22 protein-coding genes, 1 tRNA gene, 3 rRNA genes and 1 other RNA gene are annotated in these 25,554 nt (G+C 41.4%); 24 read left to right on the forward strand and 3 right to left on the reverse strand.

The annotated features are described in order from the left end of the window. Positions 1-219 precede the first annotated feature (219 nt). Complete coding sequence (locus tag NSU19_RS00100; protein WP_339192838.1) at positions 220-1,422, reverse strand: transposase; 1,203 nt, start codon at positions 1,420-1,422, stop codon at positions 220-222. Between the two features lie 242 nt (positions 1,423-1,664). Between NSU19_RS00100 and NSU19_RS00105 the strand changes: the two genes are divergently transcribed. Then, positions 1,665-1,757, forward strand: a tRNA-Ser gene (locus NSU19_RS00105). Between the two features lie 245 nt (positions 1,758-2,002). Here NSU19_RS00105 and NSU19_RS00110 read toward each other — a convergent pair. After that, positions 2,003-3,289: a glycoside hydrolase family 18 protein gene (locus NSU19_RS00110; RefSeq protein WP_339198196.1), complete on the reverse strand. Its 1,287-nt coding sequence runs from the start codon at positions 3,287-3,289 to the stop codon at positions 2,003-2,005. Positions 3,290-3,421: 132 nt separating this feature from the next. Between NSU19_RS00110 and tadA the strand changes: the two genes are divergently transcribed. The 20 genes from tadA to rsmI all read left to right on the forward strand — a co-directional run bounded on the left by tadA (position 3,422) and on the right by rsmI (position 20,536). After that, positions 3,422-3,910, forward strand: a complete 489-nt coding sequence (gene tadA, locus NSU19_RS00115; protein ID WP_063388670.1) for a tRNA adenosine(34) deaminase TadA — start codon at positions 3,422-3,424, stop codon at positions 3,908-3,910. 100 nt (positions 3,911-4,010) lie between these two features. After that, positions 4,011-4,275, forward strand: an RNA gene (gene ffs, locus NSU19_RS00120) — signal recognition particle sRNA large type. Positions 4,276-4,840: 565 nt separating this feature from the next. Next, positions 4,841-6,523, forward strand: coding sequence for a DNA polymerase III subunit gamma/tau (dnaX, locus tag NSU19_RS00125; protein WP_339193737.1), 1,683 nt, complete (start codon positions 4,841-4,843; stop codon positions 6,521-6,523). Between the two features lie 27 nt (positions 6,524-6,550). After that, positions 6,551-6,877, forward strand: coding sequence for a YbaB/EbfC family nucleoid-associated protein (locus NSU19_RS00130; protein ID WP_063388677.1), 327 nt, complete (start codon positions 6,551-6,553; stop codon positions 6,875-6,877). A gap of 13 nt (positions 6,878-6,890) precedes the next feature. Beyond that, positions 6,891-7,487 carry a recombination mediator RecR gene (gene recR / locus NSU19_RS00135; RefSeq protein WP_063388672.1) on the forward strand — a complete coding sequence of 199 codons (597 nt, stop codon included), beginning with the start codon at positions 6,891-6,893 and terminating at the stop codon, positions 7,485-7,487. Positions 7,488-7,509: 22 nt separating this feature from the next. Beyond that, positions 7,510-7,725, forward strand: a complete 216-nt coding sequence (locus NSU19_RS00140) for a YaaL family protein (RefSeq protein WP_063388673.1) — start codon at positions 7,510-7,512, stop codon at positions 7,723-7,725. A 115-nt stretch (positions 7,726-7,840) separates the two neighbouring features. Continuing rightward, positions 7,841-8,107 carry a pro-sigmaK processing inhibitor BofA family protein gene (locus tag NSU19_RS00145; protein WP_063388674.1) on the forward strand — a complete coding sequence of 89 codons (267 nt, stop codon included), beginning with the start codon at positions 7,841-7,843 and terminating at the stop codon, positions 8,105-8,107. Between the two features lie 218 nt (positions 8,108-8,325). Next, positions 8,326-9,879, forward strand: a 16S ribosomal RNA gene (locus NSU19_RS00150). A 138-nt stretch (positions 9,880-10,017) separates the two neighbouring features. Then, positions 10,018-12,951: ribosomal RNA gene (locus NSU19_RS00155) — 23S ribosomal RNA — on the forward strand. 139 nt (positions 12,952-13,090) lie between these two features. Next, a 5S ribosomal RNA gene (gene rrf / locus NSU19_RS00160) occupies positions 13,091-13,206 on the forward strand. The 16S, 23S and 5S rRNA genes sit together here, the layout of an rRNA operon. Positions 13,207-13,326: 120 nt before the next feature. Beyond that, positions 13,327-13,530: a sigma factor G inhibitor Gin gene (locus NSU19_RS00165; protein WP_063387602.1), complete on the forward strand. Its 204-nt coding sequence runs from the start codon at positions 13,327-13,329 to the stop codon at positions 13,528-13,530. An 81-nt stretch (positions 13,531-13,611) separates the two neighbouring features. Continuing rightward, positions 13,612-15,051, forward strand: a complete 1,440-nt coding sequence (locus tag NSU19_RS00170; RefSeq protein WP_339198199.1) for an aminotransferase class I/II-fold pyridoxal phosphate-dependent enzyme — start codon at positions 13,612-13,614, stop codon at positions 15,049-15,051. A gap of 5 nt (positions 15,052-15,056) precedes the next feature. Then, positions 15,057-15,692 carry a dTMP kinase gene (gene tmk / locus NSU19_RS00175; protein ID WP_063387600.1) on the forward strand — a complete coding sequence of 212 codons (636 nt, stop codon included), beginning with the start codon at positions 15,057-15,059 and terminating at the stop codon, positions 15,690-15,692. Positions 15,693-15,801: 109 nt separating this feature from the next. Continuing rightward, a complete protein-coding gene (locus tag NSU19_RS00180) occupies positions 15,802-16,131 on the forward strand; it encodes a cyclic-di-AMP receptor (protein ID WP_063387599.1) in 330 nt (109 codons plus the stop codon). A gap of 12 nt (positions 16,132-16,143) precedes the next feature. Beyond that, positions 16,144-16,584 carry a YaaR family protein gene (locus tag NSU19_RS00185; RefSeq protein WP_063387598.1) on the forward strand — a complete coding sequence of 147 codons (441 nt, stop codon included), beginning with the start codon at positions 16,144-16,146 and terminating at the stop codon, positions 16,582-16,584. 16 nt (positions 16,585-16,600) lie between these two features. After that, positions 16,601-17,593: a DNA polymerase III subunit delta' gene (gene holB / locus NSU19_RS00190; RefSeq protein ID WP_063387597.1), complete on the forward strand. Its 993-nt coding sequence runs from the start codon at positions 16,601-16,603 to the stop codon at positions 17,591-17,593. A gap of 2 nt (positions 17,594-17,595) precedes the next feature. Next, the gene (locus tag NSU19_RS00195; RefSeq protein WP_063387596.1) at positions 17,596-18,423 is read left to right on the forward strand and encodes a stage 0 sporulation family protein; all 828 of its coding nucleotides are present in this window, start codon (positions 17,596-17,598) and stop codon (positions 18,421-18,423) included. Between the two features lie 13 nt (positions 18,424-18,436). After that, positions 18,437-18,802, forward strand: coding sequence for a DNA replication initiation control protein YabA (gene yabA, locus NSU19_RS00200; RefSeq protein WP_063387595.1), 366 nt, complete (start codon positions 18,437-18,439; stop codon positions 18,800-18,802). 72 nt (positions 18,803-18,874) lie between these two features. After that, positions 18,875-19,612: a tRNA1(Val) (adenine(37)-N6)-methyltransferase gene (locus NSU19_RS00205; protein WP_066247199.1), complete on the forward strand. Its 738-nt coding sequence runs from the start codon at positions 18,875-18,877 to the stop codon at positions 19,610-19,612. Positions 19,613-19,660: 48 nt separating this feature from the next. Beyond that, positions 19,661-20,536: a 16S rRNA (cytidine(1402)-2'-O)-methyltransferase gene (rsmI, locus tag NSU19_RS00210; RefSeq protein ID WP_066247202.1), complete on the forward strand. Its 876-nt coding sequence runs from the start codon at positions 19,661-19,663 to the stop codon at positions 20,534-20,536. A gap of 31 nt (positions 20,537-20,567) precedes the next feature. Here the strand turns inward: rsmI and NSU19_RS00215 are convergent, their stop codons facing one another. Beyond that, the gene (locus NSU19_RS00215) at positions 20,568-20,852 is read right to left on the reverse strand and encodes an AbrB/MazE/SpoVT family DNA-binding domain-containing protein (protein WP_063387592.1); all 285 of its coding nucleotides are present in this window, start codon (positions 20,850-20,852) and stop codon (positions 20,568-20,570) included. 315 nt (positions 20,853-21,167) lie between these two features. Here NSU19_RS00215 and metG point away from each other — a divergent pair, with 315 nt between their 5' ends. The 3 genes from metG (at position 21,168) to NSU19_RS00230 (ending at position 25,398) form a co-directional block, all read left to right on the forward strand. Beyond that, positions 21,168-23,111, forward strand: a complete 1,944-nt coding sequence (gene metG / locus NSU19_RS00220) for a methionine--tRNA ligase (RefSeq protein ID WP_339198203.1) — start codon at positions 21,168-21,170, stop codon at positions 23,109-23,111. 96 nt (positions 23,112-23,207) lie between these two features. After that, the gene (locus NSU19_RS00225; RefSeq protein ID WP_063387590.1) at positions 23,208-23,975 is read left to right on the forward strand and encodes a TatD family hydrolase; all 768 of its coding nucleotides are present in this window, start codon (positions 23,208-23,210) and stop codon (positions 23,973-23,975) included. A 223-nt stretch (positions 23,976-24,198) separates the two neighbouring features. Further along, a complete protein-coding gene (locus tag NSU19_RS00230) occupies positions 24,199-25,398 on the forward strand; it encodes a G5 and 3D domain-containing protein (protein WP_232515628.1) in 1,200 nt (399 codons plus the stop codon). The last annotated feature ends 156 nt before the right edge of the window (positions 25,399-25,554 follow it).

Here is a 25,554-nt window from a genome sequence, read left to right on the forward strand (position 1 = left end):
CTTGCAATACAAGTTTATAACATGATGAATGAAATACAATCGATTTTTTTTTCGAATTTTTTAATTTTTTCTATTTGAGCATTTTGCAAAATTAGATTTTTTGGATAAAAGTATAAAAAATAAAGCACTCGACAAATAGCTACCAGCATGTTATTTTACAAAATATTACAATAATCTTGTTTTCGGGCATACCTACAGAATTTTTCACATTGAATTTTTTTAAGCGGCTTTCTTCCCTTTATTTTCCTTTGCCATCGCTAGCGCTGAAACAAGTAATACAATAGCGTTCAGGTAAATATGGGTCTTTACTTTTTCAATTCCCCATACATGTAGGGAGTTCGCCGTAAGGTAGCTTTTCATTCTTGAATTACAGCGTTCTACACTTGTCCTCTCGTTGTAAAGCTCTTTCCAACGTTTTGTATCACGGTGCGGATTGGAATATCGGCGCACATCCTTTTTGATGTCGACTTTTACCACCATTCCATAGTTGGAAGATGAACAGGCTGCCATTCCTAATGGGCAATCCACTTTGCCGGTTGCGTGAGGACATCTGAACTTGAGCTGGTCCTTATCAGCTCCCCAATAAGTCATTTCATAACCCATGGAACAACGCGGAGTTCCATTGGAAGAAATCCCTTCAGGAGGCTCTTTTTCGTTGCGCAAATTGAGCGGGATAATGGCTTGCGCTCCAATGTTTTTGGCTGATTCATAGTTTTTTAGTTGGTCATATCCGCCATCCATGATCAGAAATTCAATTTTGGATTTGGTACGCTCTGCCACTTGCTCTATTAATTCTGGTGCGACTTCTCCATCGTTCACATGGGCAGGGGTTACTTTTATGGCTATTGGCAGTTCGCTTGCGGTATCGACTGAAAGATGCATCTTATAGCCAAACCAGGTAATTTTATTGCCGAAGGAATCATATTTTGCGCCCCAATTGGCATTACCCGTTTGTTCACTACGCTTTTTGGGCTGTTTCTTTTCATAGGCATCAATGGCGGCACTGTCGATGGCCTGGTGGCTGCCGTCAATTATTCCTTCCTCCTGAGCTAACTGTACCAAGTCAAGGAAGATCTTTTCAGCCAGCTTTTTTTTGGTAAGTGCCGCAAAAACCCGGCTGAGAGTGGAGATAGACGGTGCGGGGCGATCAATCGATAAACCGCATTGATAACGGAAACGAAGGTCTTTATCCAATCGATGATGAAGGGCGGTAAAGGTGTCGATGCCTTCGAGTGGGGCAGCGATGAGAGCCCTTAGAATCCCTTCTCTGGAATGACCGTCAGCCCCTCGGGGTGAAGAACTTCTCAACTGTTTAGCATAAGGGCGTAAATCAAGCGAGCTAAAAAAGATAGGTAATTTCTCTTTTGACTCTAATTTTTGCAGTTCTTCAAAGGAAAATAGGCTTTCTTGTAGAATATACAAAGTGACTTCCTCCTTTTGAATTTTTGTGGTTTCGTCACTTCAAAAATTCTACATTTTAGGGGTGAAGTCCTTTTTTATTTCGTTAAAAACCTTGTCACTCTTGGGTTAAAAAATCTGCAAAATGCTCATTTAAAAAAATAAGCTTCTTTGTAAAGAAGCGTTTAAGGAAAAAAATTATTTGATAACTTTTATGAGTTTATTGACATACATTTTATACTGTGCTATATTAGTCCATGTCATATGGAGGAGTACCCAAGTCTGGCTGAAGGGGTCGGTCTTGAAAACCGAGAGGCGGGTCAAACCGCGCGGGGGTTCGAATCCCTCCTCCTCCGCCATTATTTACCGAGTGCGCATAAATTGGAGATTGGCTAAATTCGTTACGGGCTGTAACGAATTTTTTATTTTTTAAAACAAAATGGCTAATCCTCATGGAAAACAAAAATCATCGATATAAACGTTAAAGGGGCGTCTATAAGCTGAAAAGCAACTTATTAGGCGCCTCTTTTATTTTTTTGAAAAACAAAACAGAAATTCCTCATATTTAAGATCATTTGATCAATAGTTGTTTATAAAGAAGTATTTATTTTTTTACGACTTGAAAATTATCGATAATCAACAGCCAATTTTGCGGAAACGAAATTCCTAGTTTCCAATAGCTGACACCTCGCAAATGCAGCTCTTTTACAAGATCGAATTTGGCTTGTATGGAACGGGCATCTTCAAACCAAACTTCATGAACCTTTTGGTTTTCATCCGTATATCGAAAAGTAGGGGCTTGGGCTTCTTCATCAAATTTGATTTCTGCATTGTATTTTGATGCAAGCTGAATCGCCTGCTGCGGACTTATCGCTTTTGCGTAAGGCCCGCCTTGCACAAAGGGAAGAGTCCAGTCATAACCGTATAAATTTTGTCCCATCATAATTTTCTGTGGAGGAATCTCCGTAACGGCATATTCGAGTACATCACGGACTGGGCCGATAGGAGAAACAGCCATTGGCGGTCCGCCGCTGTACCCCCATTCATATGTCATAATGACGACCCAATCCACAATTTCTCCATGTGCTTTATAGTCGTGGGCCTCGTACCATTGTCCTTTTTGCTCTGCGCTTGTTTTGGGGGCTAATGCAGAGGAAATGAACCACCCTTCACTGTGAATCCTGTCTCTCGCCCTTCGCAAAAATTGATTATATGCTTCCCGGTCGGCAGGAAACAAATATTCAAAATCAAAGTGAATATCTCGAAACTGATATTTTTTTGCTGTGGCAATAATATTATTTAAAAATTTAGTTTGTACATCATCGTCTGTCAGCAATATATGCCCTAACTCTGCACTAAATTGATTGTTCTCCAAATTTGTGACAGCCATTGAAAACACTAAATTTTGTTCATTAGCAATAGTTGGCAAGTTCCCAATCGGTGGCTCTTTTAAAGAACCGTCACGTTGTGCTTGAAAGCTAAAATGGGTAAGGTAGGTTAAATAAGGGGCAGTCTCTCTTGCGCTGTCTTCGAGATTTTGGCTGACTTGAGCACCAAGCGGTTCTAAATATACATTAAATTCTGCTTGCCGTTTAGGCCGTTCTGGGATATATAATCGAAGGCCAATAGGCAATAATTGATTTATATTCAGTCCATTTACTGCTGCAAGCTCAAATACAGACGTACCAAATTTTCTTGAAATGCTCCAAAGGCTGTCTCCCCGTTGAACGGTGTAAAATTGTCCGATGATTGGAATAACAATTGCTTGACCTACAACAAGCTGATCAGGATTAGGAATTTCATTTGCTTCAACGATGGCTGTTATAGATGTTCCATATGTTTGTGCAATGGAATAAAGCGTTTGCCCAGATTGAACAACATGAATTAGCAAAATCATGACCTCCTGTAAAAACTGTTTGTAAATTTTATGTTTTCATCGCAGAAAACATGCTTTTGGAAAAGGTTGAAAGGAACCCGCACTTTTTTTAAGATGAAATTATATCGATAGGATGAGGAGCAAAAAATGACTAAAGACGAATATTATATGACTTTAGCAATTGAAGAGGCGAAGAAGGCGGAAAAGATTGGCGAGGTTCCGATTGGTGCTGTGCTTGTTGTAGATGATGTAGTGGTTGCAAAAGCTCATAATTTGAGGGAAACCGAGCAGAGGTCAATCGCTCATGCGGAAATATTGGCAATTGATGAGGCGTGCAGGAAGCTTCGAACGTGGAGACTCGAGAACTCGACGCTATATGTGACGCTTGAGCCATGTCCAATGTGTGCAGGAGCGATTGTAATGTCAAGAATTGAACGTGTAGTTTTCGGCGCTTTCGATCCGAAGGCTGGTTGTGCAGGAACGTTAATGAATTTATTAAATGAACCTCGTTTCAATCATCAAACAGAAGTAATTTCAGGCGTGAAGCAGGAGCAATGCAGTGAAATGTTAACCTGTTTTTTTCAAAAGTTGCGGGAAGAGAAAAAACGGTTGAAAATGAAAAATAAAAACAATTGAATTTTTTAACATATTGGGAAGCGTTGCATTTTCTCGAAAAAACATATATACTAAATTTGCGTCCTTAAACGGCGCAAAGTGAAAATCGGTTTAAACTTTGCCGTGCTAAGCGGGGAGGTAGCGGTGCCCTGTACTCGCAATCCGCTCTAGCGAGGCCGAATTCCTTCTCGAGGTTAGTATATTTTAGGGTCTGCCTCAAGTAAGTGGTGTTGACGTTTGGGTCCTGTGCAATGAGAATCCATGAACCATGTCAGGTCCGGAAGGAAGCAGCATTAAGTGGAAGCTCTCATGTGCCGCAGGGTTGCCTGAACTGAGCTAACTGCTTGAGTAACGCCTAGGGTTGCTAATCGACAGAAGGTGCACGGCAGTTATCATATCAAACAATAAGATCCCCTTATAGTAGGCAGAAAAAGAAAAGTCTGTCAACTATAAGGGGATTTTTTCGATGAGAGAAATATGAACAGCGTATGATGTAAAGCTTAAAAAATGTAATGAGGACATTGGTTTAAAATATGGATTGATGCATGATGGGGAAAACACTTTAAGCAGAAAGAAATGAAGAAAATATTAGAAAGACTTTAAAACTCCCCAAGAAGATCTTGAAACAAAAGTGTCCTTAGCGGCTAAAACCATACAGAATACGCCGTCCCATTTCAAGTCTCATCCATACTTTTTCCGCACGTCCGAATAGATGAAGGATGCATTATGCAATATAACTATCAACGGCTTCAAAAGAGAAACAGCTTAAAGTCCTAATGAATATCGGTCTCAGGCTGTCTACATGTGCTGTCTATTTAACTGGAGACGCTTTTACAGAGATCGGTTTTATTTTTTTCATAAGTTTTTTATCCTTCTTATGGAAAACTTACATTCGTTTAAACAATCAGGTATAATAAATGAAAGATTACTGTATAAAGGGGAGGGCGTTACTTGAGTTATCAGGCTTTATACCGAGCATGGAGGCCACAGCAGTTTCGTGATGTCGTGGGACAAGAACACGTCACGAAAACATTGCAAAATGCCCTTTTACAAAATAAATTTTCGCATGCTTATCTTTTCACAGGTCCTAGAGGAACAGGTAAAACAAGCGCTGCAAAAATATTTGCGAAAGCTGTCAACTGCCAACAAGCACCAATTGCAGAGCCTTGTAATGAGTGTCCTGCATGTAAAGGAATCACGGAAGGATCGATTTCGGACGTTATTGAAATTGATGCAGCTTCTAATAATGGAGTAGATGAAATTCGCGATATTCGCGATAAAGTCAAATTTGCACCTGCGGCGGTCAAATATAAAGTATATATTATTGATGAAGTTCATATGCTTTCAATCGGAGCATTTAATGCTTTATTAAAAACGCTTGAAGAACCTCCAAAACATGTGATTTTTATTTTGGCTACAACTGAACCTCATAAAATTCCGCTTACCATTATTTCGAGATGTCAACGCTTTGATTTCCGGCGTATTTCTGTTCAATCCATCGTACGTCGCATGAAGGAAATTGTGGAAAATCAATCGATCAAGGTTGAAGAGGAAGCGTTAAAGGTTATTGCGAGCTCGGCTGATGGTGGGATGAGAGATGCACTGAGTCTGTTGGACCAAGCCATCTCTTTTAGCGATGATAAAGTCACATTGGAGGATGTATTATTTATAACTGGATCGGTTTCTCATAAGATGCTCGCAAATTTGGTCCGATTTATTTTTGAGAACAATGTTACGGAAGCTTTAAAAACTATCCACGAATGGTTGGATCAAGGGAAAGATCCTTTAAAATTAATTGAAGATCTCATTTATTACTATCGCGACATGTTATTATATAAATCGGCTCCAAACTTAGAGGAAGTAATGGAACGAGTCGCAATAGACGATGCGTTCGTTTCATTGTGCGAACAAATTCCTATTGAGCAAATTTATGAGACGATTGAAGTTTTGAATCAAAGCCAGCAGGAGATGAAATGGACGAATCATCCCCGTATTTTTGTAGAAGTAGCGATTGTGAAATTATGTCAAACTGAGCGTGTGCAGCCGCCTTCAGTTCATTATGAAGAACTTCTTAATCGAATACAGGAACTTGAACGCACAATATCTTCATTAGTTCAGCATGGAGTTCAAGAACAGTCGCCTGTTAAACAAGAAGCAAAAGTACAAAAAACAATTCAAAGCGGTTATAAAACGCCTGTTGACCGCATTTATGATATTTTGAGAAATGCTACTCGAAAAGATTTGGATTTAGTGAAAAGCCGATGGGGAGATCTGTTAACAACGCTAAAGCAGCAAAATAAAGTGTCGCATGCAGCCCTTTTAAATGAAAGTGAACCAGTTGCTGCTTGCGAATATGCTTTTGTGCTAAAATTTAAATATGAAATCCATTGTAAAATGGTGGCGGAAAATCAAAATCATGTATTAACAAACCTCCAAACGATTTTACAAGGACTCATTGGACGTCAAATGGAGATGATTGGCGTTCCGGAGAAAGAATGGGGTAAAATAAGGGAGGATTATTTGCGCAATCAACGATCAGACGATGCACATCAACAGGAACATGAAGAAGAAGATCCGCTTATTGCCGAAGCAAAAAAATTAGTTGGCACGGATCTGATTGAAATAAAAGAGTAAATAAATGCTTATGGAGGAGATAATATGATGATGCGTGGCGGTATGGGAAACATGCAAAAAATGATGAAGCAAATGCAAAAAATGCAAAAGGAGATGCAAAAGGCTCAGGAGGAGCTTGCTGAAAAAAAAGTGGAGGGAACTGCTGGCGGCGGTATGGTCACGGTTGTTGCAAACGGACATAAGGAAATTTTAGAAGTGAAAATCAATGAAGATGTTGTAGATCCTGAAGATATTGAAATGCTTCAAGATTTGGTATTGGCAGCAACAAACGATGCTCTTCGCAAAGTGGATGAGTTAACAAGCGAAACGATGGGAAGATTTACTAAAGGTATGAATTTGCCTGGCTTGTTCTAGGAGGATCTATTCGATGCAATATCCAGAACCGATATCAAAACTTATTGATAGCTTTATGAAGCTGCCAGGAATCGGTCCGAAAACGGCCGTTCGTCTGGCCTTTTTTGTTTTAAATATGAAAGAAGAAACAGTATTGGATTTCGCGAAAGCGCTTGTCAATGCAAAACGAAATTTATCATATTGCTCGATTTGCGGTCATATTACAGATGAAGATCCATGTTATCTTTGCAAAGATGAGCGCCGCGACAGAAGCATAATATGTGTGGTTCAAGACCCGAAAGACGTCATTGCAATGGAAAAAATGAAAGAATATAACGGTCTATATCATGTTCTGCATGGCGCCATTTCGCCAATGGACGGGATTGGTCCTGAAGATATTAATATCCCTGATTTGCTAAAACGTCTGCAAAATGATGAAATTCAAGAAGTAATTTTAGCAACAAATCCGAACATTGAGGGAGAAGCGACAGCAATGTATATCTCTCGCCTTTTAAAGCCTACAGGCATAAAAATCACAAGAATTGCTCATGGGCTGCCTGTTGGCGGTGATTTAGAATACGCGGACGAAGTCACACTTTCAAAAGCGCTTGAGGGAAGACGAGAGATTTGAAGAGAAAAGGAGTTTGCCAGACATGTTTATTCGGCGAAAGCAATGGTTGAGAAGAGAATTCGATCAGCTGCTTCTTCAAGATTTAATTGAGCTGAAGGAACATTGGGAGTATCAAAAGCGTTTAGTGGAAAAAAGCTTTGATCCTTCACCTGAGGTGCTTAGCAGTTTAAAATTAGCAGAAGCAAAATATTTATTTCTTTTAAAAGAAGCCAAAAAGAGAAATATCAAGATGGAATAGTAGGTAGAAGGAAGCAGCCACATTCCTGTTTGTTGTTTTCTTAGTTCTAAACAATATGAAATCTTTCATATTGTTAAAGTAAAGCCGAAATAAACAGGAAGGTGGGTTTTATATAATGGAGCCTTATATTATGATCATTTGCATTTTAGGGCTTTTATTCCTTCTGCTTCTTGCCGGTGCTTCTTTGAAACCGGTGAAATGGATAGGGAGTATTTTTATAAAAATTGTGATCGGGGCCTTGCTACTTTTTTTTGTTAATTCTTTTGGGACGAGTTTCGGTCTGCACGTGCCCATTAATATTGTTACATCATCTATTGCTGGTTTATTGGGGCTCCCCGGATTAGCTGCTTTAGTAATTATTAAAATGGTGATTATCCCTTGAAAAACACCTGTATACAGGCGGGTGTTTTTATTTTCAAAAAAAGTGTTGACATTATAAACAATCATGGTAAAATAATATCCGTCGCTAAGATACAAAATAAAAAACATTGACAAATAAATTTTTGATTGATAAAATAGAAATCCTGATTGATCCTTGAAAACTGAACAAAACGAAAAGCGTGCCTGTTGATTCTGACAAGAGCATTTGGTGACAAACTTTTTTTGGAGAGTTTGATCCTGGCTCAGGACGAACGCTGGCGGCGTGCCTAATACATGCAAGTCGAGCGAACCGAAGGGAGCTTGCTCCTTTAGGTTAGCGGCGGACGGGTGAGTAACACGTGGGCAACCTGCCCTGCAGACTGGGATAACTTCGGGAAACCGGAGCTAATACCGGATAACACCGAAAACCGCATGGTTTTCGGTTGAAAGGCGGCTTTTAGCTGTCACTGCAGGATGGGCCCGCGGCGCATTAGCTAGTTGGTGAGGTAACGGCTCACCAAGGCGACGATGCGTAGCCGACCTGAGAGGGTGACCGGCCACACTGGGACTGAGACACGGCCCAGACTCCTACGGGAGGCAGCAGTAGGGAATCTTCCGCAATGGACGAAAGTCTGACGGAGCAACGCCGCGTGAGCGAAGAAGGTCTTCGGATCGTAAAGCTCTGTTGTCAGGGAAGAACAAGTGCCGTTCGAACAGGGCGGTACCTTGACGGTACCTGACGAGGAAGCCACGGCTAACTACGTGCCAGCAGCCGCGGTAATACGTAGGTGGCAAGCGTTGTCCGGAATTATTGGGCGTAAAGCGCGCGCAGGCGGTTCCTTAAGTCTGATGTGAAATCTCGCGGCTCAACCGCGAGCGGCCATTGGAAACTGGGGAACTTGAGTGCAGGAGAGGGGAGCGGAATTCCACGTGTAGCGGTGAAATGCGTAGAGATGTGGAGGAACACCAGTGGCGAAGGCGGCTCTCTGGCCTGTAACTGACGCTGAGGCGCGAAAGCGTGGGGAGCGAACAGGATTAGATACCCTGGTAGTCCACGCCGTAAACGATGAGTGCTAAGTGTTAGAGGGTATCCACCCTTTAGTGCTGCAGCAAACGCATTAAGCACTCCGCCTGGGGAGTACGGCCGCAAGGCTGAAACTCAAAGGAATTGACGGGGACCCGCACAAGCGGTGGAGCATGTGGTTTAATTCGAAGCAACGCGAAGAACCTTACCAGGTCTTGACATCCCCTGACAACCCTAGAGATAGGGCGTTCCCCTTTCGGGGACAGGGTGACAGGTGGTGCATGGTTGTCGTCAGCTCGTGTCGTGAGATGTTGGGTTAAGTCCCGCAACGAGCGCAACCCTTGACCTTAGTTGCCAGCATTCAGTTGGGCACTCTAAGGTGACTGCCGGCTAAAAGTCGGAGGAAGGTGGGGATGACGTCAAATCATCATGCCCCTTATGACCTGGGCTACACACGTGCTACAATGGGTGGTACAAAGGGCAGCGAAACCGCGAGGTGGAGCGAATCCCAAAAAACCACTCTCAGTTCGGATTGCAGGCTGCAACTCGCCTGCATGAAGCCGGAATCGCTAGTAATCGCGGATCAGCATGCCGCGGTGAATACGTTCCCGGGTCTTGTACACACCGCCCGTCACACCACGAGAGTTTGTAACACCCGAAGTCGGTGGGGTAACCCTTACGGGAGCCAGCCGCCGAAGGTGGGACAAATGATTGGGGTGAAGTCGTAACAAGGTAGCCGTATCGGAAGGTGCGGCTGGATCACCTCCTTTCTAAGGATATATACATTGAAATAGGGTACGCTTTTCCGTTTTGTTTAGTTTTGAAGGATCATATCCTTCTTGATTGTTCTTTGAAAACTGGATAACGGAAAGACATTCACGAATAGATCGCTCATGTTAGGAAGAAACGGTTAAGTTAGAAAGGGCGCACGGTGGATGCCTTGGCACTAGGAGCCGATGAAGGACGGGACAAACACCGAAATGCTTCGGGGAGCTGTAAGTAAGCGTCGATCCGGAGATGTCCGAATGGGGGAACCCACTGTCCGTAATGGGGCAGTATCCATACCTGAATCCATAGGGTATGGAGGGCAACCCGGGGAACTGAAACATCTAAGTACCCGGAGGAAGAGAAAGCAACAGCGATTCCCTGAGTAGCGGCGAGCGAAACGGGAACAGCCCAAACCAAGAGGCGTGCCTCTTGGGGTTGTAGGACACTCGATTAAGGAGTGACAAAGGAACGGGGTAGACGAAGAGGTCTGGAAAGGCCCGTCAGAGAAGGTAACAACCCTGTAGTCGAAACTCCGTTCCCTCCCGAGTGGATCCTGAGTACGGCGGGACACGTGAAATCCCGTCGGAAGCAGGGAGGACCATCTCCCAAGGCTAAATACTCCCTAGTGACCGATAGTGAACCAGTACCGTGAGGGAAAGGTGAAAAGCACCCCGGGAGGGGAGTGAAAGAGAACCTGAAACCGTGTGCCTACAAGTAGTCAGAGCCCATTAACGGGTGATGGCGTGCCTTTTGTAGAATGAACCGGCGAGTTGCGATTTCGTGCAAGGTTAAGCCGAAAGGCGGAGCCGCAGCGAAAGCGAGTCTGAAGAGGGCGAAATAGTACGAGGTCGCAGACCCGAAACCAGGTGATCTACCCATGTCCAGGGTGAAGGCAAGGTAACACTTGCTGGAGGCCCGAACCCACGCACGTTGAAAAGTGCGGGGATGAGGTGTGGGTAGGGGTGAAATGCCAATCGAACTTGGAGATAGCTGGTTCTCTCCGAAATAGCTTTAGGGCTAGCCTCAAGGGAAGAGTCTTGGAGGTAGAGCACTGATTGGACGAGGGGCCCCCATCGGGTTACCGAATTCAGTCAAACTCCGAATGCCAATGACTTATCCTTGGGAGTCAGACTGCGAGTGATAAGATCCGTGGTCAAAAGGGAAACAGCCCAGACCGCCAGCTAAGGTCCCAAAGTATACGTTAAGTGGAAAAGGATGTGGAGCTGCTTAGACAACCAGGATGTTGGCTTAGAAGCAGCCACCATTTAAAGAGTGCGTAATAGCTCACTGGTCGAGTGGCTCTGCGCCGAAAATGTACCGGGGCTAAACGTATCACCGAAGCTGCGGGTTGACACCGTTGGTGTCAGCGGTAGGAGAGCGTTCTAAGGGCATCGAAGCCGGACCGGAAGGACCGGTGGAGCGCTTAGAAGTGAGAATGCCGGTATGAGTAGCGAAAGAGGGGTGAGAATCCCCTCCGCCGAAAGCCTAAGGTTTCCTGAGGAAGGCTCGTCCGCTCAGGGTTAGTCGGGACCTAAGCCGAGGCCGAAAGGCGTAGGTGATGGACAACAGGTTGATATTCCTGTACCACCTCCTCACCGTTTGAGCAATGGGGGGACGCAGGAGGATAGGGCAAGCGCGCGGTTGGATGTGCGCGTCCAAGCAGTTAGGGCTGGCAAGCAGGCAAATCCGCTTGCCGTGTGCTTGAGCTGTGATGGCGAGGGAAAGGAAGTACCGAAGTTCCCGATTCCACACTGCCAAGAAAAGCCTCTAGCGAGGTGAGAGGTGCCCGTACCGCAAACCGACACAGGTAGGCGAGGAGAGAATCCTAAGGTGAGCGAGAGAACTCTCGTTAAGGAACTCGGCAAAATGACCCCGTAACTTCGGGAGAAGGGGTGCTCATCAAGGTGATAAGCCATGATGAGCCGCAGTGAAAAGGCCCAGGCGACTGTTTAGCAAAAACACAGGTCTCTGCGAAACCGTAAGGTGAAGTATAGGGGCTGACGCCTGCCCGGTGCTGGAAGGTTAAGGGGAGCGCTTAAGCTGTAGCTGAAGGTGCGAACCGAAGCCCCAGTAAACGGCGGCCGTAACTATAACGGTCCTAAGGTAGCGAAATTCCTTGTCGGGTAAGTTCCGACCCGCACGAAAGGCGTAACGATCTGGGCACTGTCTCAACGAGAGACTCGGTGAAATTATAGTACCTGTGAAGATGCAGGTTACCCGCGACAGGACGGAAAGACCCCGTGGAGCTTTACTGCAGCCTGATATTGAATGTGGGTACAGCTTGTACAGGATAGGTAGGAGCCAGAGACGCGTGAGCGCCAGCTTGCGCTGAGGCGACGGTGGGATACTACCCTGGCTGTACTGACATTCTAACCCGCGCCCCTGATCGGGGCGGGAGACAGTGTCAGGTGGGCAGTTTGACTGGGGCGGTCGCCTCCTAAAAGGTAACGGAGGCGCCCAAAGGTTCCCTCAGAATGGTTGGAAATCATTCGGAGAGTGCAAAGGCAGAAGGGAGCTTGACTGCGAGACCTACAAGTCGAGCAGGGACGAAAGTCGGGCTTAGTGATCCGGTGGTTCCGCATGGAAGGGCCATCGCTCAACGGATAAAAGCTACCCCGGGGATAACAGGCTGATCTCCCCCAAGAGTCCACATCGACGGGGAGGTTTGGCACCTCGATGTCGGCTCATCGCATCCTGGGGCTGTAGTCGGTCCCAAGGGTTGGGCTGTTCGCCCATTAAAGCGGTACGCGAGCTGGGTTCAGAACGTCGTGAGACAGTTCGGTCCCTATCCGTCGCGGGCGCAGGAAATTTGAGAGGAGCTGTCCTTAGTACGAGAGGACCGGGATGGACGCACCGCTGGTGTACCAGTTGTCCCGCCAGGGGCACCGCTGGGTAGCTATGTGCGGAAGGGATAAGCGCTGAAAGCATCTAAGCGTGAAGCCCCCCTCAAGATGAGATTTCCCATCGCTAAACGCGAGTAAGATCCCTTGAAGATGACGAGGTAGATAGGTCCGAGGTGGAAGCGTGGTGACACGTGGAGCTGACGGATACTAATCGATCGAGGACTTAACCAAGTAGGAGCATCTATTCGTGAAGGAACCGTTATCTAGTTTTGAAAGAATGATATTCAAAAAAGTGTTGACAACTGTGATCAAAAAGTTATAATAATAGTTGTCCATCGAACTGAATGGAACAATGAATAGAAAAAAATTGCTTGGTGGCAATGGCGAAGAGGTCACACCCGTTTCCATCCCGAACACGGAAGTTAAGCTCTTCAGCGCCGATGGTAGTGAGGGTTTGTCCCTTGCGAGAGTAGGACGCTGCCAGGCAAAAAGAAAAAGAGCGGCGATCGATGCTGCTCTTTTTTTATATGAAAATAAATAAAAAATTCCAAAAATTGCATAGATTATATTTATTTTGGACATAATGAAGGTGGAGGTGGAGAAGGAATGACTTACAGTCAACAGAGTGAAATAATTGGGGAAACGTGTGTGATCTGTGATAAGCAAAAAGAGAAAGGCATTCATTTATATTCAAGTTTTATTTGCACGGATTGTGAAAAGGACATGGTGCAGACTGATACGAGTGACCGGAAATATCAATATTTTGTTGAACAATTAAAAAAAGCGGCAGCTTCCAAAATTTATTCTTAACTTGGCTATAAATAGATGGTCAAGTTTTTCTTTTTGTTATAATGAAATTATGCAGCAAATAGAAAAGGGCGATGAAAGCAGATGGGAAAAATTCGTACTCCGTTGTATAATGCTTTAATTCAACATTGTCAGTTAAATCCTCTTTCGTTTCATGTACCTGGTCATAAAAACGGGATTCTTTATGATCCAAATCAGTTTCCGCATTTTCGCCAAACGCTTCAGCTGGATTTGACTGAGATTGCTAATTTAGATGATTTATATGCGTCTGAAGGGATCATTAAAGAGGCACAGCAGCTTGCAGCAGAACTATATGGAGTATCGTCAACATATTTTTTAGTGAATGGTTCAACGGTCGGAAACTTGGCAATGATTCTTGCTAATTGCCAAAAGGGGGATGTCGTATTCGTTCAACGAAATAGTCATAAATCAGTGATGCATGGATTAGAGCTGGCCGGTGCAAAGCCTGTTTTTTTATCTCCCAAGTTCGATGAAGGTTTTCAAGTGCCTTCTTATGTACCAGTTGAAACGGTAAAGAAAGCTTTTCAAAAATATCCTCAAGTAAAAGCGATCATTTTGACAAGCCCTACCTATTACGGTTTAACATATACAAAATTAAATGAACTTATTCAATTTGCTCATTCCCGCCGTGTTCCGGTATTAGTCGATGAAGCTCATGGGGCTCATTTGATCGCAAGTTCTTCGTTTCCGAAATCAGCTGTTTCGGTTGGTGCAGATGTTGTCGTACAATCTGCCCATAAAACATTGCCTGCTATGACAATGGGAGCATTTTTGCATGTAAACAGCAAATTGGTGAATGAGGAAAAAATTAGCCATTATATACATATGCTGCAAACAAGCAGTCCGTCTTATTTGATTATGGCCTCACTTGATTTAGCAAGAGCGTATGTCGAGGATATGTTAACGAAGGAAGAGGAATTGAATCAAACTTTAAATAAATATGTGGAGATCTTTCAACAGCTTGACTATATCGATATAGTGTCTTCGAAGGATCCTTTTGTGGCTGTTGATCCTTTAAAGCTGACAATTCGTTCACAAAATGCCATGTCAGGTTATGATTTAATGAAGCTTTTTGAAAAAGCACGTATTTATCCTGAGCTTGCCGATCCTCTAAATGTTTTGTTTGTGCTTCCGTTTGCTAAAGAGTTTCAAGATACTGGACACTTTTCGAAAGTCAGTGACATATTAAAAAGTACCCAAACAAGCAAGATGGAATGGGGTCTTCAGAAGGAAGTACAAATAGACGAAATCAGCCAGCTATCTATTTCTTACGAGGCAATGGAAAACTGTACAAAAACATTTGTATCATTAGAAGAAGCGATAGGAGAGATCTCTGCTGAAATGATTATTCCTTATCCGCCGGGAATACCGCTTTTGATGAGGGGAGAAAAAATTACAAAAAATCAAATTGAAGCGTTGAAAAGGTTAATAAAGCTGCGTGCTAATTTTCAAGGAGGAAAGAAATTAGCAGAAGGCCTTATTTCTATTTTCAGGAAAAGGTGATCTTAATGAAAGGAATTTTTATTACGTTTGAAGGACCTGAAGGAGCGGGGAAAACGACAATTATTAAAAAGCTTGAAAAAAAGTTAGAAAAAGAAGGAAAAGACGTTGTCGTGACGCGCGAGCCAGGCGGTATTGTCATCAGCGAGAAAATTCGGGAAATCATTCTTCATAAAGAACATACAGAGATGGACGCAAGGACCGAGGCGCTTCTTTATGCTGCTGCGAGAAGACAGCATTTAGTCGAAAAAGTAATTCCCGCTCTTCATAAAGGAAAAATTGTACTTTGCGATCGATTCGTTGACAGTTCTTTAGCCTATCAAGGGTATGCAAGAGGTCTCGGGATTCAAGAGGTGCTTGAAATAAATCAATTTGCAATAACCGGCATGATGCCCAATCTTACGCTGTTTTTTGATATTTTGCCAGAAAAAGGATTAGCAAGAATAACTAGCAATCAAAATCGAGAAATCAATCGACTTGACTTGGAAAAATTGGATTTCCATCAAAAGGTTTATGAAGGATACAAGAAAATCATTGAAATGTTTCCGAATAGAATAAAAGTGATCAATGCAGATCAGCCTTTAGAAAAAGTTTTTTTTGAAGCGGAGAGTGCATTGGACTTATTTTGGAAGGAAACATTGTAGTCATATCGTTCTCAAGCTTGATATAATGAAGAAAAATTGATATTCGCTGCAAAATGTCCTGGCAAGATGTCCTGCTTTTCCGTTTTTATCAATAAGGAGGCTTTTCCGTATGAAATTGATTATGGCTGTTGTCCAGGATCAAGATAGCAACCGCTTATTAAAAGCCCTGACGGAACATAACTTTCGTGTGACAAAGCTTGCAAGCACCGGGGGATTTTTAAAGTCCGGCAACACTACTTTTATTATTGGGACAGAAGACATTCGTGTGCAAAAAGCGCTCGATATCATTAAAACGAACTGCCAGTCTCGCCAACAGCTTGTTGCTCCAGTTTCACCGATAGGCGGGAATACCGACTCTTACGTTCCCTATCCGCTTGAAATTGAGGTTGGCGGTGCAACTGTTTTTGTCCTTCCAGTTGAACAATTTCATCAATTTTAAAGGTGAGAGCAAATGAAAGTAAATGAAGATTTAAGAACAATACTGCCTAAACAAACAATTGAACAGAATGGAACACAAAACAGATCTAAAATATTTTCTCAAATGGTTGAAAAGCACGAGTCCAAGCTCCATGAAGAACAATGGAAACAGCTTTTAAATGAACTGGAGGAAGCCGGAGAACGTCTAAGTAAATCGAGAAATATGCATGATTTGTCTAAGTTTAAAAGATTAGTAAAGCGGCTTATTCGTGAAACGATTGAATTCGGAATGGGTGTCAAAGAATCAAAGAGCTGGGATTTTTATGGAAACAGACGGAATTTAAAAATCGTTTCCCAAATTGACCAAAAGCTGGTGGAATTGACCGAAGAAATTTTAAATAAAGAAAAAGATGCCGTAAACATTTTAGGGAAAATAGGGGAAATAAAAGGGCTGATCGTGAATTTATATACGTAAGCGAGTGGTACAATAAATGAAAACATGGGAAGAACTCGAAAAACTTCAGCCAAAAGTATTGAAAATAATACAAAATTCTTTTAAGAAAAATAGATTGGCCCACGCCTATTTATTTCAAGGGAAAAAGGGCACAGGAAAAAAGGATGCTGCTTTTTTAACTGCAAAAAGTTATTTTTGCGAGCATTTGGAGAAAAATTATAAACCGTGCGGCCAATGTTCAAACTGCAAGAGAGTTGAGAGCGGAAATCATCCTGATCTTCACTTTATAGAGCCTGATGGCTTATCAATCAAAAAAGAACAAATAGAAGCATTGCAGAAGGAATTTGCAAAAACGGGCGTTGAATCGAACCGGAAGCTTTATATCATATCTGGATGCGACCAGATGACTGTCAATGCGGCCAACAGTTTATTGAAATTTTTGGAGGAACCGACGGAAGGAACAATGGCAATATTAATAACAAATCAAGTTCATCGAGTGTTGCCGACAATTCTTTCTAGATGCCAAATATTAACCTTCCAACCCATTCCCCCAAAAATGATTCAGCAGGAACTTGAGAAAAAAGGAACTCCAAGTCATATAGCTGCCCTCGTCAGTCAAGTTACCAATAATATTGAAGAAGCATTTTCACTTAGCCGTGACGATTGGTTTGCGGAAGCAAGAACCAAAGTGATAAAATTATATGAAGTATTAGACTCCCGTCCCGACCATGCATTGCTTTTTATTCATAATCATTGGGTGCCTTTTTTTGCAGATAAAGAGCAAATGGAAATGGGACTGGATTTTCTCCTATTTTTATATAAAGATTTATTATCAATTCAAATCGGAAATGAAGATGACGTTGTTTATTTAGATATATTGCCAATGTTAAAACAGCAAGGGCTAAAGCTTGGCCAACGAACTGTTTTACACCAAATCGTCTCCATTTTGAATGCAAAAAAACGGTTAAATTTCAATGTTAATCCGCAGCTTCTTATGGAAGATTTGGTTTTAACATTGCAGGAGGGATAAGCTTGTATGATGTTGTAGGAGTTCGCTTTAAAAAGGCGGGAAAAATTTATTATTTTGACCCAAATGGTTTTGATATACAGCTTGATGATTATGTCATTGTTGAAACAATCAGAGGGATTGAATATGGAAAAGTAGTAGTCAGCAAAAAACAAGTGGAAGAGCATGATATTGTGCTTCCATTAAAGAAAGTCATTCGGAAAGCTGATGAAAAGGATCGGATGATTGTCCAAGAAAACAACAGGGCAGCAAAAGAAGCGATGGATATTTGTTTAAAAAAAGTAGAAGAACACGGTTTAGAGATGAAGCTTGTCGATGTAGAGTATACATTTGACCGCAACAAAGTCATTTTTTACTTTACTGCTGACGGGCGTATTGATTTTCGCGAGCTTGTAAAAGATTTGGCCTCTATTTTTAAAACGAGAATTGAACTTCGACAAATCGGGGTGCGAGACGAAGCGAAAATGCTTGGCGGAATCGGCCCCTGTGGAAGAATGCTATGCTGCTCCACATTTTTAGGGGATTTTGAGCCTGTTTCGATTAAGATGGCGAAAGATCAAAATTTGTCTTTGAATCCTACAAAGATTTCGGGGTTATGCGGAAGATTAATGTGCTGCTTAAAATATGAGAATGATGAATATGAAACAGCAAAAGAGCAACTTCCGGATATTGGAGATACTATAGAAACTCCGAATGGAACAGGAAAGGTTGTCGGACTAAATATTTTAGAACGTGTGCTGCAAGTTGAACTGATCAATCGCGATCGCGTCGTTGAATACACATGGGAAGAATTAATACAAGACGATGCTGTTTCTATGGAGTTCACAGATTAGAGGTGGAAAACCAGTGAACAAAAAAGAAATTTTTGATGCTGTGACATTGCTGGAGGAACAAATTGGTTATTTGTACCGCCAATTAGGAGAATTAAAGCAGCATATAGGAGAATTAATTGAAGAAAACCAACATTTAAAATTGGAAAACGACCACTTGCGCAAACGAATGTCTTCTTTTGATCAAATGAATTTGAAACAAGAAGAATTGAAAAGCGCTAAGAAGAAGGAAAAAAAGCTTGGACATATAGATATTGGCGAAGGGTATGATAACCTGGCAAGACTTTATCAGGAAGGATTTCATATTTGTAATCTGCATTATGGCAGTGTAAGGAAAGATGGAGATTGCCTGTTCTGCCTCTCATTTTTAAATAAAAAGTAAGTGCAGCTTCCTTTTCAGGAGGCTTTTCTTATGACTAGGACGAGTAAGTAATCTCAAGAAAGGGAAATTTACATGGTATATTTGCACGATGATGAAAGGCTGGATTATTTGTTAGCGGAAGATTTGCGCATCATTCAAAGTCCTTCAGTTTTTGCATTTTCTCTCGATGCAGTTCTTCTCGCAAAATTTGTGTATGTCCCGATCCAAAAAGGGAATTTGATTGACCTTTGTACAGGAAACGGGGTGATTCCACTTTTATTAAGCACAAGAACAAAAGGAACGATCACAGGAGTGGAAATACAAAAGCGGCTGTTTGATATGGCTGTCAGATCTGTCCAATATAATCACCTTGAACATCAAATAAAGATCATTCACGGCGACATTTTGGACATGCCGAAACAGCTTGGGTATGGGAAGTTCGATGTTGTAACATGCAATCCCCCTTATTTCAAAACGCCGGGACAAGAAGAGTTAAATAAAAACGAATATTTTGCGATTGCAAGGCATGAAATATTATGCACTCTTGAAGATGCTATACGTGTAAGCAGCCAATTGGTAAGGCCGGGGGGAAAAGTTGCCTTTGTCCATCGTCCAGGACGATTTTTAGAAATGATCGAACTCATGAAAAAATATCGAGTGGAACCGAAAAGAATTCGCTTTGTATATCCAAAGCTTGGAAAGGAAGCAAATACTTTATTAGTAGAAGGAATAAAAGATGGGAATCCTGATTTAAAAATTCTACCCCCATTGATCGTTTACGATGATCAAAACAATTATACGGATGAAGTTCAAAAAATATTGTACGGGTAAATAAAATGTGACTAAAGCGGAATGTATACATTATGGTGGTGAATAGGGATGTGGCAGCAAAAAAGCTATGCGGAAGATGTAGAGAAGGGCGCACTATATTTAGTGCCGACGCCGATCGGAAATTTAGAAGATATGACGTTCCGTTCAATCCGTGTGTTAAAAGAGTGTGACGTTATTGCAGCGGAGGACACGAGACAAACGAAAAAATTATGTCATTATTATCATATTGATACAAACATCATCAGCTATCATGAACATAATAAAAATTCGAGTGGAAGACAGATCATGAAAATGATTGAAGAGGGGAAAAAAGTTGCACTTGTCAGCGATGCCGGCATGCCAACCATTTCTGATCCAGGAAGTGAGCTTGTTCAGCTAGTTTTAGACCATCATTATCCGGTTATACCGCTTCCGGGGGCTAATGCTGCATTAACGGCATTGATCGCTTCAGGAATTGCGCCTCAGCCTTTTTATTTTTTTGGATTTTTACATCACAAGAAAAAAGAAAAGAAAAAACAATTGGAGCAATTAAAAAATAAGAAAGAAACCATTATCCTTTATGAATCTCCTCATCGACTCGTTGAAACGTTAAAGGATATTCATGAATTTTTTGGCAATAGGAAAATAGCTGTTGCTCGAGAGTTAACAAAAATGTATGAGGAGTTTGTGAGGGGGACAGTTGATGAACTATTAGATTGGGCGGAAAATCATGAAATCAAAGGGGAGTTTTGTTTAATCATTGAAGGCAGTCAAGAAAATACTCCCGATGATAACAAAGAAACATGGTGGAGTAAATGGACGATTAAAGAACATGTTGAACATTATATAGAAAAAGGCTATCCATCAAAAGAAGCGATCAAATTGGCCGCATTGGATCGAAATTTGCCAAAACGGGAAGTGTATCAGGAGTATCATTTGAAATAAAAGTCCCTGAATAGTAGGGACTTTTAACTTTTTATTTAGAAGATTCCAAAATGGTTTGGATTTCTTTTAAAATTTGCTCTGCACCTTCGCGGCTAAGAACAATTTTTCCGCCTGCAAGCTGGAAGTTATCATCAGAAACTTCTCCAGTTACTTGACAAGTCATGCTAGGTTTATATTTTTTCAAAATGATGCGGTCGTCATCCACATAAATTTCTAAAGCATCTTTTTCAGCAATTCCTAATGTTCTGCGCAATTCAATCGGAATAACTACGCGTCCCAACTCATCAACTTTACGAACAATTCCAGTAGATTTCATAAAATTTGTCTCCTCCCATTTGTAAAATAAAGATTTATCGCCTATATACTCCCTTTTTCGCCATTATTCGACATTTGCGATTGTCAATTAATAGAATAACAGTTTTTCCAATAAACGTCAATCCTTTTGATTCGAAATACTGTTCAATTTAAATAACTGTGTAAATCTTATAAGATGATGAAAGATTATGTATATTTTCTTGATAAAACAGGCTATGATGGTATCATAGAATATGTAATCAATGCTTGGTTTTGTCGCTCTCGTCCAACTGACGAGAGCTTTTCTGTAATGTAGTGGCAAAGGAGGATTAATATTGTGGAAAACAGAAAAAAAACATTTTATTTAACGACGCCCATTTACTATCCGAGCGATAAATTACATATCGGTCATGCGTATACAACGGTAGCCGGCGATGCCATGTCGAGATATAAACGCCTTCGCGGTTATGATGTCATGTATTTAACGGGAACTGACGAGCATGGGCAAAAAATCCAGCGAAAAGCGGAGGAAAAAGGAGTATCTCCTAAAAAGTATGTTGATGATATTGTTTCAGGGATTAAAGAATTATGGAAAAAATTAGATATTTCCTATGATGATTTTATAAGAACGACTGAAGAGCGACATAAGAAGGTAGTAGAAAAAATTTTCGACCGTCTAGTAAAGCAGGGAGATATTTATTTAGATGAGTATGAAGGATGGTACTGTACGCCTTGTGAATCGTTTTTTACAGAAAGACAGCTAGTGGACGGAAATTGCCCTGATTGCGGCCGCCCTGTTGAGAAGGTAAAAGAAGAGTCTTATTTCTTTAAAATGAGCAAATATGTCGACAGGCTTCTGCAATTTTATGAAGAAAATCCAGAGTTTATTCAGCCGGAATCAAGAAAAAACGAAATGATCAATAACTTTATAAAGCCTGGGCTGGAAGATTTGGCGGTATCCCGGACGACTTTTGACTGGGGCATTAAAGTTCCTGGTAATCCAAAACATGTTATTTATGTTTGGATTGACGCATTGACAAACTATATTACGGCGCTCGGCTACGGAACCGAGAATGAAGAAAAATTTAAAAAATATTGGCCTGCAGATGTTCATTTAGTAGGGAAAGAGATTGTCCGCTTTCACACGATATACTGGCCGATTATGCTCATGGCGCTTGATCTGCCTCTTCCTAAAAAAGTGTTTGGACATGGATGGCTGTTAATGAAGGACGGAAAAATGTCTAAATCAAAAGGAAATGTTGTGGATCCAGTTACATTGATTGACCGTTATGGGCTTGATGCTTTGCGCTATTATTTGCTGCGTGAAGTTCCGTTTGGAGCGGACGGAGTATTTACTCCTGAAGGCTTTGTGGAGCGCATTAACTATGATTTAGCTAATGACTTAGGAAACTTACTAAACCGAACGGTGGCCATGATCGATAAATATTTTGACGGCATTGTAAAAAAAGAACAAGCGGATGAAACCCCTTACGATGAGGCTCTTCGCTCATTCAGAACCGAAACAGTTAAAAAGTACGAAGAAGCCATGGATAAAATGGAGTTTTCCGTTGCGCTGACAGCCCTATGGCAATTTATTGGCCGGACAAATAAATACATTGATGAGACGGAGCCTTGGGTACTGGCAAAAGACGAGTCAAAAAGAAATCAGCTTGCATCCGTCATGTATCATTTGGCTGAGTCGCTTCGACATATAGCCGTTTTATTAAAACCATTTTTAACAAAAACACCGGATAAAATTTTTGCGCAAATAGGTGTAGAGGACGATCATTTGAAAAATTGGGAATCCATTCATAAGTTTGGACAGCTGGAAGAGGTTCGGGTGCAAAAAAGAGAGCCGCTGTTTCCGCGTTTAGATATCGAACAGGAAGTGAACTATATAAAAGAGCAGATGAAAGGATCGGCACCTGAGGCTAAAAAAGAAACAGCAGATGATGAGAATGAAATTACAATTGATGATTTTATGAAAGTGGATTTACGCGTGGCGGAGGTTATTCAAGCGGAGAGAGTAGAAAAAGCAGACAAGCTGTTAAAACTTCAGTTGGATTTAGGATCTGAAAAACGCCAAGTTGTTTCTGGAATTGCTAAATATTATCAGCCTGAACAATTAATCGGCAAAAAAGTTATTTGTGCAATAAATTTAAAACCGGTAAAATTGCGTGGAGAATTGTCGCAAGGAATGATTTTGGCAGGGGAAGAAAACGGAACCTTGTCGCTTGCTACCGTCGATTCAGATTTACCGAATGGAACGAAAATCAAATAAATTTGTCGAAGATTGTTTTTTTGGGGTGTTTCACGTGGAACACCTCTTTCCCTTTTATCGAAAAAGGGAAAAAATGATTGGAAAGGATGTCAAAATATGCTGTTTGATACTCATGCACATTTAAATGCGGTGCAATTTGAGGAGGATTTAAACGAAGTAATTGACCGGGCACTTCAAGAAAAAGTGGAAACTATCGTTGTTGTCGGCTTTGACCGCGAAACAATTCCAAAGGCTATAGAGCTTTCTGAAAGGTATGACTTTATATATGCAGCTGTCGGCTGGCATCCGGTTGATGCCATTGATATGACGGATCACGATTTAGATTGGTTAAGAGAGCTTTCCAGCCATCCGAAAGTTGTCGCACTAGGTGAAATGGGCCTGGATTATCATTGGGATAAATCACCTAAGGATGTGCAAAAAGAAGTGTTTCGCAAGCAAATTGCATTAGCAAAGGAAGTACAGCTGCCGATCATTATTCATAACAGAGAAGCAACTGCAGACATTGTTCAAATATTAAAAGAGGAAAATGCGAAGGAAGTAGGCGGAGTCATGCATTGCTTTTCCGGAAGCTTAGAGGTTGCCAAGCAATGTATGGACATGAATTTCTATATTTCGTTCGGCGGTCCTGTTACATTTAAAAATGCAAAAAAACCAAAAGAAGTAGCTGCGGAAATTCCATTGGACCGATTATTAATTGAAACCGATTGTCCTTATTTAACCCCTCATCCATTCCGTGGCAAACGGAATGAACCAAGCTATGTCAAATATATCGCAGAAAAAATTGCAGAGCTGAAAGGACTCACCTTTGAAGAAATAGCAAAAATTACAACCAGAAATGGAAAAAAATTATTCGGCATTTCATGATAAAGATTTCTGTCGAAGCTTGTTCAAGCTTGTCTGAAAAAAGAATGATTCAAAAAAGTTCTACACGTCTTCTTTTCCTCATAGGATAAACGTGTCGAGAAGTCTTTCTTCACTTTTTGTTCAAACTTCAAGATAATAGTTACAAAAAACGAGAAAAGTGCAGGAGGGTTGACAGGTTTAAAAATACTCTATATAATCTCACGGAGGAGAAGGAGGCGTTTTCGTGATTGAAAACATGAAAAATATGGTATCCAACCTTTCCAAGAGAAAAAAGTATGTCCTTTCTGCAGTCGGTGTATGTTTAATTGGCACAGGAGCAACGTATGGGGGATATGAAGGAACAAAAGATACTGTTAGAGTCACTATTGATGGGAAAACAGAGGAAGTAAGGACCCATGCAGACCAAGTCAGTGATCTTTTGAAAGAATTAGATATAAAATTACAAGCTAATGATTATATTTCTCATGCGAAACATCGGGACATTCAAGACAACATGAATATAGTGATAAAATATGCCAAACCTGTCCAGCTGATTGTAGACAATGAGCGAAGGAAGATTTTCACAACTGCTGATACGGTAGAAGATGTTTTAAGGCAGCAAAAAATTTCCATTACCGAAAAAGATGAAGTTCTACCAGCATTAGATGCAAAAATTGAAAAAAACATGGAACTAAAGGTGAATAAAGCGCATCTTATCACTTTAAATATTGGTGGGAAAAACCAACAGATTTGGTCTACTTCGACTACTGTCGCTGACTTTTTAAAGGAACATAACGTAAAATTGAACCCAATGGATAAAGTAAAGCCTGGGCTAACAACAGTGTTAAATAAAAACACAAATGTAGAAATTACCAGAGTAGAAAAAGTCACCGATGTAGTGGAAGAACCAATTGTATTTAAAATCGTTCAACGTACAGATAAAAATTTAGCTGAAGGAACGAAAAAAGTGATTCAAGAAGGCGAAAAAGGAACACGCCAAAAACAGTTTGAAGTCATTTTGGAAAATGGAAAAGAAATTTCCCGTAAGCTTATAAAAACTGTAACAACGAAGGAAAGCAAAGATAAAATTGTTGTTGTCGGGACAAAAGCTTCTTCGCAGCCTGCACTAGCTTCAAGAGGAACTGGCAGCAAGTCTAAAGAATTTTATGTGACGGCTACTGCATATACAGCATCCTGCAATGGCTGTTCAGGCACAACAGCAACGGGGTACAATTTGCGCTCAAATCCAAATGCAAAGGTAATCGCAGTTGATCCGTCTGTCATTCCGCTCGGATCAAAGGTGTATGTTGAAGGATACGGATATGCAGTTGCCGCCGATACTGGTTCAGCAATTTCCGGGAATAAAATTGACGTATTTTTCCCAAATAAGTCTCAAGCATATCAATGGGGTCGAAAAAAGGTCAAAATAAGGGTTTTACGTTAATTTTATCGAGTGCTGTTTTGACAGAGGGTTTCGACCCTCTGTTTTTTTACGTTATAATTGGAAATCAGTAGCCTTTTATACAATTTGACGACAAATATTACAAAAAGGTTTCAAGTTTTGGAGGAAAAAATGAAAAAAAAAAATAAAAGAAATTAT

The sequence above is a fragment of the Aeribacillus sp. FSL k6-2211 genome, from assembly GCF_037966125.1.
GTDB classification, from domain to species: domain Bacteria; phylum Bacillota; class Bacilli; order Bacillales; family Aeribacillaceae; genus Aeribacillus; species Aeribacillus composti.